A 14,770-nucleotide genomic window follows, 5' to 3' on the forward strand; every position below is an offset into this window, starting at 1 on the left:
ATGACTCATCTGAATGAAATAAAGTCTAAAGCAGGTGCAGTAACTTTCCAATCCTCTGACAAAGAGTTGAACGAAGGTTTTGTCTGGGCCAAACAGCAGGCACTAGCATATGCCCATTTTGGTGAAGATGACGTTGGGCTATGGTATGAGGCAGCATTGCCTGAACGTGAAGCTTTTTGCATTCGTGATGTTATGCATCATAGCAATGGAGCTGCTGTACTGGGGCTTCGACTTCATACTAAGAATATGATCATGCGTTTTGCTGAGAACATTGCGGAATCGCGGGACTGGTGTACATACTGGGAGATCACTAAGGACAATGTGCCTGCCCCAGTTGATTATGATAATGACCAGGACTTCTGGTACAATCTCCCTGCAAACTTCGATATTATCGACACAAGCTGGCGACAATACCAATGGACGGGCGATAACTATTATTTAAACGATAGCAAGCTGCTGGAATTCTTCGAATTAACATTAAATGAATATACGAAGACTTGGGATAAAGATGGCGATGGTCTATTGGAGTATTATCCGGAGTATGGCCGAAGAGGTTTGGCGACTTTCAATGAAGCTGGACTTCATCCGCTGCTCGGCGGTGATATGATCGGCGCACAGATTTCTGGATACCGAGCGTTTGCCCATCTCGCTAGTCTTAGAGGCCAAGCTGGAGAAGCGAAGCAGTATGCCGACAAGGCGAAAGAACTGGAACAGCTTTACGAGAAAGACTGGTGGAATGAAGCAAAAGATCGTTTCTACGGTGCGATGCTGCAAGACCGGTCCTTCGTAACGGACTACCATGCTGAGGGCAACTTTCTTCCACTCTATTACGGTTCGATCAGTAATCAGGAAAAACTGCGTATGGCGCTGGAGGATGTCAAAGTCAATCGTGTAGCCAATGTCGAGGGGAAAACCTATCTGCCGGATATTTTCTATCGGTATGGAGAGAAAGAGGAGGCCTTCAACGAGTTGAAGGAGCTGGTTGACCCTACTCTAGATCGCCGGGATTACCCAGAAGTGTCTTATTGCGTGATTGGTTCCATAGCTACCGGATTGATGGGAATTGCGGCGAATGGAGCATCTTTAATCAGCACACTGCCTGCCCTTACACATTCTCTGGAATGGGCGGAGATGGGGGAGATCCCAATTCTCGACCGTACTCTCACGGTTAAACATAATGGCAACACAGAAAGTGCAATTACGTTGCAATCTGGAGAGCCTTTTGTCTGGAAAGCGGCCTTCCCTGGAAATGTTAGTAAGTTATACCATAACGGCACTGCCATCACAGCAAAGCAGGAATCAACTGATGGTAGAGGACTAATTAGCTTTATTACACTTGAAGTAGCTGAAGGTGAGACACACCGTGTGTCCGCTGTGCAATAATCGTATCTAGCTAAACAACAAAAGGCCATGCTTCTCATTTTGAGAGCGTGGTCTTTTATGTTAATTTCAAAGGATAAGAATAAGCTCCCATATGTGTAACTATATGATCCCTTATCAGATCATGTATTTTCTGATAGAATACTCTTTGTGCAATAACATGGACAAGCGCTTAATAACAATACAATGAACGATTAAGGGAGAGGTTTATACATGAGAGCAGAAACAACGGGCCGTGTAATGCTTGTAGATGGAATGGCTCTGCTGTTCCGGGCCTTTTATGCGACCTCTTATGGAGGATATATTCGCAAGACAAAAGCTGGATTGCCGACGAATGCGGTGTATGGTTTTTTGCAGTATTTTTTCGATGCGGTAAGCACATTTGAGCCTTCTCACGTCGTATGCTGCTGGGATATGGGCAAAGGAACGTTCCGCACCGAGAAATACGATGGATACAAATCGAATCGGATTGAAGCCCCGTTAGAGCTGATTCCACAGTTCGATCTAGTAAAAGATGTAGTAGCTGAGCTTGGGGTGCCGAATATTGGACTTGCAGGTTATGAAGCGGATGATTGCATTGGTACGCTGGCTTCTTGTTACAGTGAAAACTCTGAGGTATATATTTTGACGGGTGACCATGATATGCTTCAGCTTATTGATGAGAATGTTAAGGTCGTCATTATGAAAAAGGGACGCTCTAACTATAAAGTGTATGACCTTGCAGAATTGCTGGAGGAAAAGGGTCTAACGCCTAGACAGGTGATTGACCTGAAAGGCTTTATGGGCGATACCAGTGATAATTATCCCGGTGTAAAAGGGATTGGTGAGAAGACTGCGCTGAAACTGCTGACCGAATACGGAACAGTTGAAGGTGTAATTGAGAATCTGCATCTGCTCCCTAAAGGTGTGCGTACCAAAATCGAAGCAGATCTGGATATGCTGCATTTATCGCGAGAGCTAGCGGAAATCCGTTGCGATGTACCAGTGGTCTGCGAGCTGACGGAAGCCTTGTGGCAACTACAGCGGGAAACAGCTGCGCGCAAATTTCAGGAGCTAGAGTTCGGCAGCTTGATGCATTTGATTGCTGAGGTGCAGGACGAACGAGGAATTGTACAGATTGAGTTAGGCGATTTGGGTTAAAGAAGACACCCTTCATGCAAAGATGCATGGAGGGTGTTTTGTTAAACTATAAGAACGTATAAGTTTCAAGCTATACATTATCCTTATCTTTCTCTCTTAAACGCTACCGTCCTTATAAGGATGCCAAAGGCGTTTATACATGTTGTGATAGCGCTTCATTCGACGTATAATTAGGGCTGGTGATTGCTTTTTTTAATGATATTATTCATTTGTGTATGGGTAGCGTTTCAACTTCTAACTAGAGAAAGGGAGAGAATTGCTGTGAAGCTATTGGGAGCGATTGAAGCAGGCGGAACAAAGTTTGTATGTGGGATTGGTTATGAGGACGGTACCATTGTTGACCGAGTTAGCTTTCCGACAACAACACCGGAAGAAACGATGGGACTAGTAATAGACTATTTTAAAGAGAAGAATGTAGAAGCATTCGGAATCGGATCTTTTGGACCGATTGATCCCGTACTGGAAAGCCCTACTTATGGTTACATAACAACGACACCAAAACCTCACTGGGGACAATATAATCTGGTAGGCACAATGGCTGAGCAATTTAACGTTCCGATCGGCTTTGACACGGATGTGAATGGTGCAGCGCTTGCGGAAAGTAAATGGGGAGCGGCTAAAGGTTTGGACAGCTGTCTTTATATTACGGTTGGGACAGGCATTGGAGCAGGAGCGGTTGTTGGCGGCCAGATGGTCCATGGATTGTCACATCCTGAGATGGGACATATTCTAGTTCGTAGACATCCAGAGGATACGTTTGAGGGTTACTGTCCTTATCATGGCGATTGTCTTGAAGGATTAGCCGCAGGTCCGGGGATCGGCAAACGCTGGGGACAACCGGCAGGAGAGCTACCAGTGGACCATCCGGCTTGGGAAATGGAAGCTCACTATCTTGCACATGCACTCATGAACTATGTGCTGATTCTGTCTCCTCAAAAAATCGTAATGGGCGGTGGTGTTATGAAGCAAAGCCACCTGTTCCCGTTAATTCGCACTAAGCTGCAAGAGTTATTGAGCGGATATGTTCAGCATCCATCGCTTAATATTGACATCGATAATTATGTTGTCTCACCAGGTCTTGGAGACAATGCAGGGCTTGCTGGAGCGATTGGATTGGCTACATTAGCTCTAGCTAGAAGCTAGTATAAAAAGACATTGACTGTTCGGTAATATATGGTATTCTAGGATCTAACAGTATAGCATTTAATGAGGGAGCACCTCTTTCGCGTTTATCGTGAGAGAGGTGCTTTTTTGCGTTCGGGGTCGGATTGAAAAAGGATTTGTTCGCTCCGAAGGAGGCTCTTCCCGGAAGGTTATTGTGCTTGCTGTAATGTTGAGAAAGGTAGGGATGAATATGCAAATTGTGTTTATGAACCGTTTATCCAGAATATCTGGAGTGGATCAAGAGGTGTACGCCCAGCTGTGGATTGGAGAGGAAGAGGGGATCTGGAGTTTGGGCTGGCGTGATTTTTCAGGTGGGGAGAATTACATTGAGAATTTGTGGTATGAAGGTGGTTCATGGAATGAGATGCTCTGTGTATACAGGCATGAGCTAGCAGTGAAGATGGGAGATGGCTATCGACCCTTAATCGATGGGATATTCCACGAGGAGGATAGTCTTACTGGGCGTAATCAGGAACAGCTGAAGCTTCAATATTACAGCGAACATTATGGCAATGAAGCCATTTATGAAGAGTTATGTGCTTGGCGCCGTGGTAAGGCTTCGAGTGAACGGAAGGCGCCCTATATTCTCGCCAGTAATCGTCTGTTGCGCTTGTTAAGTACATTTCTACCGCATACGCCAGAGGAACTGATGCAAATTCCGGGTGTTGGAGAAGGCAAGATAGCGCAGTTTGGGGCTGATTGGCTGGTTATAACTACTGCGGTGGCAAGGGAACATGCTTTCCCTCTAAATTGGGTGCATGAAGTAATTGAAGAGGAGTCTTTCGTCTCTTGGCTTTATAAACAGAAAGAAGTCAAATATAAGAAGCAGCTAGAACGACTGCGCTTGCGGAGGATTTTGCTGCAGGGGATCGAGAATGGGTTGGGCTTGGAACAGCTTAAGGTGAATAGTGGAGTGAACCGGCGTGAACTTATAGAAGCGGTAGAGGAGCTAGAAAGAGAAGGTTATTCCGTCGAGAAGCTAATCCATGTAGAGCTTGGCAATATGCCGCAGAATGAGCAGGATGCTATATGGAATGCCTATGTGGAGCTCGGGGATCTTTTCCTAAAACCGGTGTTACATAAGGTGTATGGCGACGACTTTTCCGCTGCTGAAGGATTGGATATTTATTATGAGCGTCTGCGATTGATCCGCATCCGTTTCCGTCGAGAGCAAACGCATAAAGTGGGTATGGCGACCAGTTTTTAAATTTGCGCATACCAAAAAGACGAAGGCTTCCTTATACCTTACGGTTACAGGTCCTTCGTCTTGCTTATTCGTCCGGTTTGTTTCATAGCCATTCCTTCTTGCGGAAAACATACAGCATCCCACAGCCTAACGTCAACATAACGCCTATAACGCCATAATAGCCATATTTCGTATGAAGCTCGGGCATATGATCAAAGTTCATACCGTAGATTCCGGTAATTACGGTCAGGGGCATGAATATTGTTGTAATCGCAGTAAATACTCTCATAATTTCATTCGCGCGGTTGGCGATACTGGATTGGTATGCCTCTCGTAAGTTGCCCATGAGATCGCGATACGTCTCAAAGGTTTCAGATATTTTAACCGCATTTTCATAAATGTCGCTAAAATATTTCTGCAGCTGATCATCAATCAGACGGAGGTCTTTTTTATTTAGGGTATTGATCACTTCTTTTTGTGGCCCCAGCATTTTCTTCAACCATAGAATTTCACTTCGCAGACCGATAATTTCACTGAGATGTGACTTCTTGGTATGCATGAGGATATCTTCTTCCAGCTTCTCAATCCGAGCTTCAATTCGGTCGCCGACGGAGAAATAGTTATCAACGACAAGGTCAATTAGCAAGTAAAGGAACATATCCGGTTCACTTACTTCTTGCTCCCAGAGCATAGGCTTCAGGATTCGTAGTTCATTGATCTTTTGTTTCGTGACAGTGATGATGTAATGTCTTCCAAGGAATACATTGAGCGCCCGTAGGAAAATTTCTTCATCGTCAAAGCGGATGCTATTTACAACTATAAAGTAGTGACTTTCGTATATTTCGATCTTTGGACGCTGATCCTCTTCGCTAAGGCAATCCTCAACAGCAAGATCATGTAGGTTGAACAAGGGCTGAAGCAGCTCCAAATCCTCAACATCGGCGTCAATCCAATAGAACCCTTCCGTTGGGGGTGTTAGTGTTTCATCAATTTCATCAATAGGTGTAAAAACCCCTGCATTTACCAGCCGGATTTTCATCTGATTTCACTCCTCCTATCCCCAGGTCTTCACTAGGGACTGCTAAATTAAGCACAGAGAAAAAAATCAGCTTGGCCGGCGGTACAATCAATACATAGGGCCAAATGACGTTTCGAGGGCATGAAGAAGAACTGCTCCCGCCGCCGGCAAGCTGATGATTATCCTGTGTGGTTGCTCATTCTGTACACATATTTGCGAGCTCGGGTCGCCTTCCATCCTTCTTCTCACCTCTTCTTTTCGTTCAGGTATGAAATACTTGTCTAGTATAACAACGGAGTATGCCTCTTTCAAGCAAATTTATTGTGATTTTGAGGCTTCTTCAGCATTGTATGGACTTGACGAAAAGGAGGTTCATGATTTAAAGTGAATTTTAAAGTAATTTAATTGAATACAGCTAAATCTTATCAAGAGCAGGTGGAGGGACTAGCCCTATGAAACCCGGCAACCGGCGTGTAAACGCACGGTGCTAATTCTTGCGGAATTTCTGCAGACGTCTAATCGTTTTCAGGAACATTCTGGCAGATGAGAGAGGCGCATATGACTGTAGATATGACCTTTCTCGATTTCCGAGGAAGGTCTTTTTATGTTCAGCAAGCCGCAGTGCGGCAAAATAACTAAATTCAGCTAAGGAGTGGAAAGACAATGCCAATTAAAATTCCCGACAGTTTACCGGCGAAAGAAGTACTATCCGGAGAAAATATTTTTGTGATGGACGAAAGTCAGGCTTTCCATCAGGATATCCGTCCACTACGGATTGCTATTCTGAACCTCATGCCGACTAAAGAGACGACAGAGACTCAATTGCTGCGTTTAATTGGAAATTCGCCACTACAAGTTGATGTTACTTTATTGCATCCGCGTTCCCATATTTCCAAGAATACTTCTGCTGAACATTTGAAGAGCTTTTACAAAACCTTTGACGAGATCAGCCACCGCCGTTTGGATGGTTTAATCGTTACAGGTGCTCCTGTAGAACAAATGGAGTTCGAGGAAGTATCGTATTGGGAAGAACTGAAAGAGATTTTTGAATGGAGCAAGGACAATGTGACTTCAACCATGCATATTTGTTGGGCGGCACAGGCAGGCTTATATCATCATTTTGGTGTTCGTAAAGTGGCATTGCCTGAGAAATGTTTTGGCGTCTTCCCTCATACGATTAATCAAAATAACATTAAACTGTTGCGCGGCTTTGACGAGGTATTCCATGTACCACACTCTCGTCATACCGATGTCTCCCGTGAAGATATTGAGAATAATCCAGATCTGCAGATTCTGGCGGAATCCGAAGAAGCTGGTATGTATCTAGTGGCTACAAACGACGGTAAACAAATATTTGTGACCGGACATTCCGAATACGATCCTCTATCCTTGAAATGGGAATATGACCGTGATGTGTCTAGAGGGATGGAGATGGCTTTGCCGAAACATTACTTCCCTAAAGATGATCCAGAACGTACACCTCCAGCAGTGTGGCGTGCGCATGCCAATTTATTATTCTCTAACTGGCTCAATTACTATGTATATCAAGAAACGCCTTATGATATCGACCCGATTGTTTACTAATAATAGCGCTACAATATAAATTAGGAGGCATTAATCATGGATGACAAACTTAGGATTGAAAGTAGACTGGCTCAAATAGGTTCTCAAGAAGATCCAGCCACAGGAGCAATTAATTTTCCGATTTATAATGCAACGGCATTTCGTCATCCAAAACTCGGTCAGAGCACAGGGTTTGATTATAGCCGTACCAAGAGTCCGACCCGTTCAGTGCTTGAGAATGCAGCTGCAGAACTGGAATCCGGAGATGCAGGATTTGCTTGTAGCTCAGGGATGGCAGCGATACAAACGGTGCTTACCTTGTTCGCTCAAGGCGACCATCTGATCGTTTCGCTGGATCTTTACGGCGGTACCTATCGTTTGTTGGAACGGATTATGTCCAAGTTTGGAATCACTGCTTCATATGTAGACACGAATGATTTGGATGCACTGGAAACTTCGCGTCGTCCAAATACGAAAGCTGTATTTATTGAAACGCCAACGAACCCACTTATGATGATCACGGATATTGAAGCCGTGTGCACTTGGGCACGTCATCATGGGTTACTTAGCATTGTAGATAATACGCTGCTGACTCCATTCTTCCAACGGCCTATAGAATTAGGTGCGGATATTGTAGTTCATAGCGCTACTAAGTATTTGGGTGGTCATAATGATGTACTGGCAGGCCTGATTGTATCCAAGGGTGTAGAATTATCAGCTGAATTAGCTATTCTACATAACTCTATTGGCGCCGTGCTCGGACCAACAGACAGTTATCAGTTGATGAGGGGCTTGAAGACATTGGCGCTGCGTATGGAGCGTCACGAAAGCAATGCATTAGCGATCGCTCACTACTTATTAGAGCATCCAGCGATTGCGGAAGTGTTCCATCCAGGATTGCCTGATCATCCAGGACATGAAATCCAGAATCGCCAATCTTCAGGCAATACCGGTATTTTTTCTTTCAAATTAAAAGATGCCAGATACGTAGAGCCGCTTCTTCGTCATATTCGTCTTATTGCATTCGCAGAAAGCTTGGGCGGTGTAGAGTCACTGATGACTTATCCGGCTGTACAAACGCATGCTGATATTCCTGTGGAGATTCGAAATGCTGTGGGTGTAGATGATCGTTTACTGCGCTTCTCCGTCGGTATTGAACATGCAGAGGATTTGATTGCTGATCTTAGCCAAGCACTAGAAGCCGCTAGGGCAGAAATTGAGTCCAAGTAACAGGAAGAAATGTTCAATCGAGTGTTAGTGGAGAAATAGAGTATAACTAGCAGTATCGCTTAGTGCGATGCTGCTTTTCTTCTGGATAGGAATTTGCGAAGAATGTAAAAGCATTTTTCAAGCTGTTCAGATTGTGATACGATGAGGAAATGAACTGTTCAATTGTATGAGAAAGGGTTGTCACCTTGAAAAAAGAGACAACGTTTTTTCTTCCTGTAATTTTGTGATTCTACCATACCCCTAAGGGTTTAGAAGGAGGATGCGAACGATGAGTGCGATAGATCTTATTTTGGACAAAGCCCTACGGGGTGAACGTCTCCAATTGGAAGATACCATCCGGCTGTTCGAGAGCAACGAAATTGAGAAAATGGGTGCAGCTGCAAACACCATAATGGAACGCTGGCATCCAGACCCGATGGCCACGTTTGTAATTGGTCGTAATATTAACTATACGAATGTATGTGATGTCTACTGCCGTTTCTGCGCATTTTATCGCAGACCTGGCTCTGATGAGGGTTATGTATTGCCGGATGAGACGATTTACCAAAAAATCGCTGAGACTATCGCTGTAAATGGTACAGAAATACTGATGCAAGGCGGTACGAACCCAAATCTTCCTTTCAGCTATTATACCGATATACTTCGCGGAATTAAGCAACGTTTTCCTGAGATTACAATGCACTCCTTCTCTCCTGCTGAGATTATGAAGATGAAAGAAGTATCTGGATTATCGCTCGAGGAAGTTGTGCGTGAAATCCATGCTGCTGGCCTGGATTCACTACCAGGTGGTGGAGCGGAAATTCTCGATGATCGCACACGACGCAAGATCAGCCGACTTAAAGGCTCATGGCGCGAGTGGATGGATGTCATGCAGACAGCGCATAAGATCGGTATGAATACGACAGCTACGATGGTCATTGGACTTGGTGAAAGTATGGAAGAACGGGCATTACACTTACTTCGTGTGCGTGAGGCTCAGGACGAGTGTATTGCCAACAAGTATGATTCAGAGGGTTTCTTGGCCTTTATCTCTTGGACCTTCCAACCGGACAATACCAACCTGAAGCTGGATAGACAAACGCCTGAAGAATATCTGAAGACGGTAGCCATAAGTCGCCTTGTTCTAGACAATATTAAAAACTTCCAGTCCTCTTGGGTAACAATGGGACCAGAGGTCGGTAAGCTTTCCCTTCAATATGGCTGCAACGATTTCGGTAGTACGATGATTGAAGAAAACGTAGTATCTTCTGCGGGCGCAACCTACAAGGTCAATATCGAATCGATTACTCAGCTGATCCGCGAAGCAGGCAAAATCCCGGCACAGCGGAATACACGCTACGATATTCTGCGCGTGTTCGATGATGCTAATGCGAAGATTGATAATGATTTCATCATGCAGAACTAGAACTAATATATAAATTAATTCAGCGCTTGTTGCTCGTTAATCCGTTTTGTGGATGATTGAGCAGCAAGCGTTTTTTTGTATGGTTAAGATTTCGAAGGTTTATTTTACCTGTGAACATAAATTCATTATTTTATTACATTTTTGTATACACATTATTATCCAAAAGTGATATCATAATCATATCAAAAGAATATCTTATGGGGGTGCTTTTTATGAAGGAGAAGACGCTTCGTCCTGTCAGCGGATTTTGGGTTATCGCATTAATTGCAGTTTGTTTGGCTGGTGGAATCTATGGTGCTGTTCAGGAGTATATTGCAGTACCGGTCATTCTGTTCGTTGTATCAGCAATACTATGTACGAGTATTACGGTTGTACAACCTAATAAGTCGGTTGTAGTCACCTTTTTCGGCAAATATGTAGGGACTATTGCAACGAGTGGACTGTTCGCAGTTATTCCGTTCAGCGTACGTAAGACGGTTTCCCTACGCGTTCGTAACTTTAACAGTGTGAAGCTCAAGGTCAATGATGTTGAAGGTAATCCGATTGAAATTGCTGCAGTTATCGTCTTTAAGGTGATTAACTCCGCTAAAGCCCTCTTTGATGTAGATAAATACATGGCTTTCGTAGAGATTCAGAGTGAAACGGCGCTGCGTCATGTAGCCAGCAAATACCCTTATGATAACTTCAATGAATCTGGGATGTCCTTGCGTGCCAATGCAGATGAAATTGCTAAAGAGTTAGCGACTGAGCTTCAAGAGCGTTTGTCCTTATCTGGTGTAGAAGTCATTGAAGCCCGGCTTACACATTTGGCTTATTCAACAGAAATCGCCAGCACCATGTTGCAGCGGCAGCAAGCTTCTGCCATTCTGTCTGCTCGTCAAATCATTGTTGAAGGTGCAGTTGGTATGGTCGATATGGCGATTAAACAGCTTAAAGAGAGTGGTGTAGTGGAGCTTGACGAAGAACGTAAAGCGGCCATGATTAATAATCTGATGGTGGCGATCGTGTCGGAGCGCGGAGCGAGTCCGGTCATTAACGCCGGCTCGTTGTATTAAGGCGGTGCATCATGGCGGCCAAGAAAAGCTTTCCATTGCGGATCGATCCGGATCTGCATGAGGCGTTGGAACGTTGGGCGGGAGAGGAATTTCGCAGTGTAAACGGACATATCGAATACTTGCTGCGTGAGTCTTTGAAACGTGCAGGCCGCTTACCTGGGAAACGCCGAGAAGAGTAACCTGTTAAGGACAGTTCTAGCGCTATTTCCTGGCTGCAGAACTGTCCGTGTAGGTGACTGTTTCCGCGGTTTACAAAATTTTGCCCCCTCTACAGACTTGACTGTCAGAGAGGACAGATTTATAATTACTCCATAATTCACGTTAACAGCTTTGACAAAGATATGAATGGATTGTTCTGGACCGTATCAGAGAGAGGGAACATAGGCTGTAATTTCCTCCGGTATCCTACTATCGATTTACCCCTTTGTAGCTGCGGTTATGAATTCCCTGAAATGGGATAGTAAGAACCGCCGGTTCATGGTCGTTATTCCATGCTTACGAAGGATTCTGACTCGACTCTGCTTTAAGAGCAGATTGAGAGAATCGAATTTGGGTGGAACCACGGGTGCAATCGCTCGTCCCTTTGCGGGACGGGCGTTTTTTGTATGCGTGGATATTTCCGTTTCGAAAAATTTAAAATTGTTGTTTGGCTTAAGGAAATGAAGGAGGAAATTAAAATGGTAAGTATTAAACTTCCGGACGGCTCCGTTCGGGAATACGCAGAAGGTAGTAATATTGATGATGTAGCGGCTTCTATAAGTAGTGGACTTCGCAAGAATGCGGTGGCAGGGAAATTGAATGGTATTGTCGTGGATCTGTCCACTCCGCTAGAGGAAGGTGCATTGATAGAAATCGTAACTTTGGATTCACCTGAAGGCTTGGAAGTTATGCGTCACAGTACTGCCCACTTGATGGCGCAAGCTGTAAGACGTTTATATGGAACAAAGGAAGTTAAGCTTGGTGTTGGTCCTGTTATCGAAGATGGCTTCTACTACGATATGGATTTGGAACATCCGCTTAATCCTGAGGATCTGCTAAAGATTGAAAAGGAAATGGATCGCATTATCTCTGAGAACCTTCCAATCGTACGTAAGGAAGTTAGCCGTAAGGAAGCGCTCCAAATATTCGGTGAGCTAGGCGATCCTTACAAACTTGAACTAATTGAAGCATTGCCTGAAGATAGTGTGATTTCGATCTATGAACAAGGCGAATTCTTCGACTTGTGCCGTGGACCACACTTACCGTCGACTTCTAAGATCAAAGTCTTTAAATTGATGAATGTAGCTGGTGCTTACTGGCGCGGCGATAGCAAGAATAAAATGCTTCAACGCGTATACGGTACAGCTTGGATTAAAAAAGCGCAGCTCGATGAGCATCTTCGTCTGCTTGAAGAAGCCAAGAAACGCGATCACCGTAAGCTGGGTAAAGAGCTTGAAATCTTCACATTTAATCAATTAGTAGGCCAAGGCTTGCCGATCTGGCTGCCTAAGGGTGCTAAACTGCGCAGTATTCTGGAGCGTTACATTGTGGATCTGGAAGCAAGTCTAGGATACCAGCATGTATATACTCCGGTTCTTGGTAATGTTGAACTATATAAAACTTCTGGACACTGGGAGCACTATCAAGAGGACATGTTCCCTAAAATGACTATTGATAATGAGGAATTTGTTCTTCGCCCAATGAACTGCCCGCATCACATGATGATTTATAAGAGCTCCATGCACAGCTATCGTGATCTGCCGATCCGTATTGCTGAACTGGGTATCCAGCACCGTTATGAAATGTCAGGAGCATTGACTGGCTTGCACCGTGTGCGTTCGATGACTCTAAATGACTCCCATATTTTCTGCCGTCTGGATCAAATTAAAGGCGAGTTCATTCGTGTAATCGAGTTGATTAAACAGGTATACAGTGACTTTGGTATTAATGACTACCGTTTCCGGTTGTCTTATCGTGATCCTAAGGATACAGAGAAATATTACGCTAATGACGAAATGTGGGAAACTGCACAGCGTATGTTGCGTGAAGTTGTAGAAGAAGCTGGTCTGCCATTCTACGAAGCAGAAGGCGAAGCTGCCTTCTACGGTCCGAAGCTGGATGTGCAGATCAAGACTGTACTAGGCAAAGAAGAAACTCTCTCCACTGTACAGATCGACTTCTTGCTGCCTGAACGCTTTGAATTGGAATATATCGGTGACGATGGTCAGAAACACCGTCCAGTCGTTCTACACCGCGGTATTTTAGGTACTATGGAGCGCTTTGTTGCTTTCTTGTTAGAGAACTTTGCAGGATCACTGCCGCTTTGGCTGTCTCCACAGCAGGTTAAAGTTATTCCTGTTTCGACTGCCTTCGACGATTATGCTAAGGAAGTTACAGACAAGCTGCGTCGCCGTGGTATCTCTGCTGAGGCAGATTTACGTAATGAGAAGCTTGGCTATAAGATCCGTGAAGCTCAGCTGGAGAAGCTACCATACATGTTCGTAGTTGGAGAGAATGAGATGAATGCCGAGACAGTTTCCATCCGTAAGCGTGGAGAAGGCGATATGGGAGCTAAGCCACTTCAAGAAGTGATTGAACTGCTGGCCCAAGAAATTGCTGACCGTGTAATCTCCTAATTACTTGTAATAACCAACACCAAAAGTACGTCTAATAATGACCTCTGTCATATGCCCATAAGGATTGAAAATTGATCTTTATGTATAAAATTTTGTGAATCGGGAAACCTTCGCTAATAAGGGGGAGGTTTATCACATGAACAAAATGGGCATATTTCAGAGGTTTTGGTGTCTTTTCGTCACAATAGTCCTACTGTTGACTGCTGCAGGTATCATTCCTGAATCCAAGCATCAAGCAGTTGTGGCCAATGGGACAGGAGACACATTACAGCACACAGATATTAGCAAAACGCTTTCGAACGAATTGCAACATACTCAGGCTAATTCTGGTTCAATGAGAACCAAAGATCAACAAGCTATTCTCACCACTGGCCGTGCTACCTTGTTATCAAACGAGCCATATTCCAGCGTACCGATCGTTCCTGCGACAACAAAAAATAAACCAGTAGCTACAAAGTCACCACAGAGCACTAAAGCTCCAATTACCAAAGGGAGTGGGGGCACAGGCTCTTCAAAATCGCCGAATTCTGTTCCTGTAGCTGCGCCAGCTCCTGACCAGATTATTACTTCAATGAAAGTGATGGCGACGGGTTATACTGCGGGTTATGAATCAACAGGTAAAACATCTAAACATCCCGAATACGGAATCACCTATTCAGGTGTTAAAGTACGTAGAGATAAGAACACAGTCTCGACTATTGCTGCTGACCCTAAGGTAATCCCGTTAGGGAGTATACTTTATATACCTGGTTATGGATACGGCATCGTAGCTGATACAGGATCTGCCATTAAAGGGCGGAAGATTGATTTGTATTTTGCTACTACGAAACAGGTGTATAAGGAATGGGGCAAAAAATCAGTTGTAGTTCAGCTCATTAAGCGAGGAAACGGTACATGTACAGAAGTGATGCTGAAGAAGCTCACTCAGGCAATTGAGACTTATAATGCTGTACCGCAATCCCTGCTGGAAGAATCCATTTAAGATCTAGCGGTTATACTTCAATGAATTTGGTG

General features: G+C 44.4%; 12 protein-coding genes and 1 riboswitch. Of the genes, 11 read left to right on the plus strand and 1 reads right to left on the minus strand.

Features of this window, described 5'->3' with window-relative positions; translation table 11 throughout:
• The 4 genes from NSS87_RS08500 (at position 1) to NSS87_RS08515 (ending at position 4,891) form a co-directional block, all read left to right on the plus strand.
• Entirely contained in the window at positions 1–1,383 is a 1,383-nt protein-coding gene (locus tag NSS87_RS08500; RefSeq protein WP_339246266.1) for a hypothetical protein, read from the plus strand.
• A 210-nt stretch (positions 1,384–1,593) separates the two neighbouring features.
• Entirely contained in the window at positions 1,594–2,520 is a 927-nt protein-coding gene (locus tag NSS87_RS08505) for a 5'-3' exonuclease H3TH domain-containing protein (protein WP_042186207.1), read from the plus strand.
• Positions 2,521–2,781: 261 nt separating this feature from the next.
• Positions 2,782–3,663 carry an ROK family protein gene (locus NSS87_RS08510; protein ID WP_339246269.1) on the plus strand — a complete coding sequence of 294 codons (882 nt, stop codon included), beginning with the start codon at positions 2,782–2,784 and terminating at the stop codon, positions 3,661–3,663.
• A 211-nt stretch (positions 3,664–3,874) separates the two neighbouring features.
• Positions 3,875–4,891, plus strand: coding sequence for an HRDC domain-containing protein (locus NSS87_RS08515; protein ID WP_339248475.1), 1,017 nt, complete (start codon positions 3,875–3,877; stop codon positions 4,889–4,891).
• Positions 4,892–4,973: 82 nt separating this feature from the next.
• On the opposite strand, the gene corA is transcribed toward NSS87_RS08515, so the two are convergent.
• Positions 4,974–5,909 (minus strand): magnesium/cobalt transporter CorA, encoded by a 936-nt coding sequence (gene corA, locus NSS87_RS08520; RefSeq protein WP_042125638.1) that lies wholly within the window; start codon positions 5,907–5,909, stop codon positions 4,974–4,976.
• 398 nt (positions 5,910–6,307) lie between these two features.
• Positions 6,308–6,438, plus strand: a riboswitch (SAM riboswitch).
• 113 nt (positions 6,439–6,551) lie between these two features.
• Here corA and metA point away from each other — a divergent pair.
• The 7 genes from metA (at position 6,552) to NSS87_RS08555 (ending at position 14,738) form a co-directional block, all read left to right on the plus strand.
• Positions 6,552–7,472: a homoserine O-succinyltransferase gene (gene metA / locus NSS87_RS08525; protein WP_042186211.1), complete on the plus strand. Its 921-nt coding sequence runs from the start codon at positions 6,552–6,554 to the stop codon at positions 7,470–7,472.
• A gap of 36 nt (positions 7,473–7,508) precedes the next feature.
• Positions 7,509–8,681 carry an aminotransferase class I/II-fold pyridoxal phosphate-dependent enzyme gene (locus NSS87_RS08530; RefSeq protein ID WP_042186212.1) on the plus strand — a complete coding sequence of 391 codons (1,173 nt, stop codon included), beginning with the start codon at positions 7,509–7,511 and terminating at the stop codon, positions 8,679–8,681.
• Positions 8,682–8,949: 268 nt separating this feature from the next.
• Positions 8,950–10,086 carry a cyclic dehypoxanthinyl futalosine synthase gene (gene mqnC / locus NSS87_RS08535; RefSeq protein WP_042125644.1) on the plus strand — a complete coding sequence of 379 codons (1,137 nt, stop codon included), beginning with the start codon at positions 8,950–8,952 and terminating at the stop codon, positions 10,084–10,086.
• 212 nt (positions 10,087–10,298) lie between these two features.
• Positions 10,299–11,141, plus strand: coding sequence for an SPFH domain-containing protein (locus NSS87_RS08540; protein WP_042186213.1), 843 nt, complete (start codon positions 10,299–10,301; stop codon positions 11,139–11,141).
• Positions 11,142–11,152: 11 nt separating this feature from the next.
• Entirely contained in the window at positions 11,153–11,320 is a 168-nt protein-coding gene (locus NSS87_RS08545) for a toxin-antitoxin system HicB family antitoxin (RefSeq protein WP_042186214.1), read from the plus strand.
• Positions 11,321–11,818: 498 nt separating this feature from the next.
• The gene (gene thrS / locus NSS87_RS08550) at positions 11,819–13,756 is read left to right on the plus strand and encodes a threonine--tRNA ligase (protein WP_076300071.1); all 1,938 of its coding nucleotides are present in this window, start codon (positions 11,819–11,821) and stop codon (positions 13,754–13,756) included.
• A 136-nt stretch (positions 13,757–13,892) separates the two neighbouring features.
• Positions 13,893–14,738, plus strand: a complete 846-nt coding sequence (locus NSS87_RS08555) for a 3D domain-containing protein (RefSeq protein WP_339246275.1) — start codon at positions 13,893–13,895, stop codon at positions 14,736–14,738.
• Positions 14,739–14,770: the final 32 nt, after the last annotated feature.

It is taken from the genome of Paenibacillus sp. FSL F4-0243 (genome assembly GCF_037963295.1).
In the GTDB taxonomy this organism is placed as follows: Bacteria; Bacillota; Bacilli; order Paenibacillales; family Paenibacillaceae; genus Paenibacillus_AQ.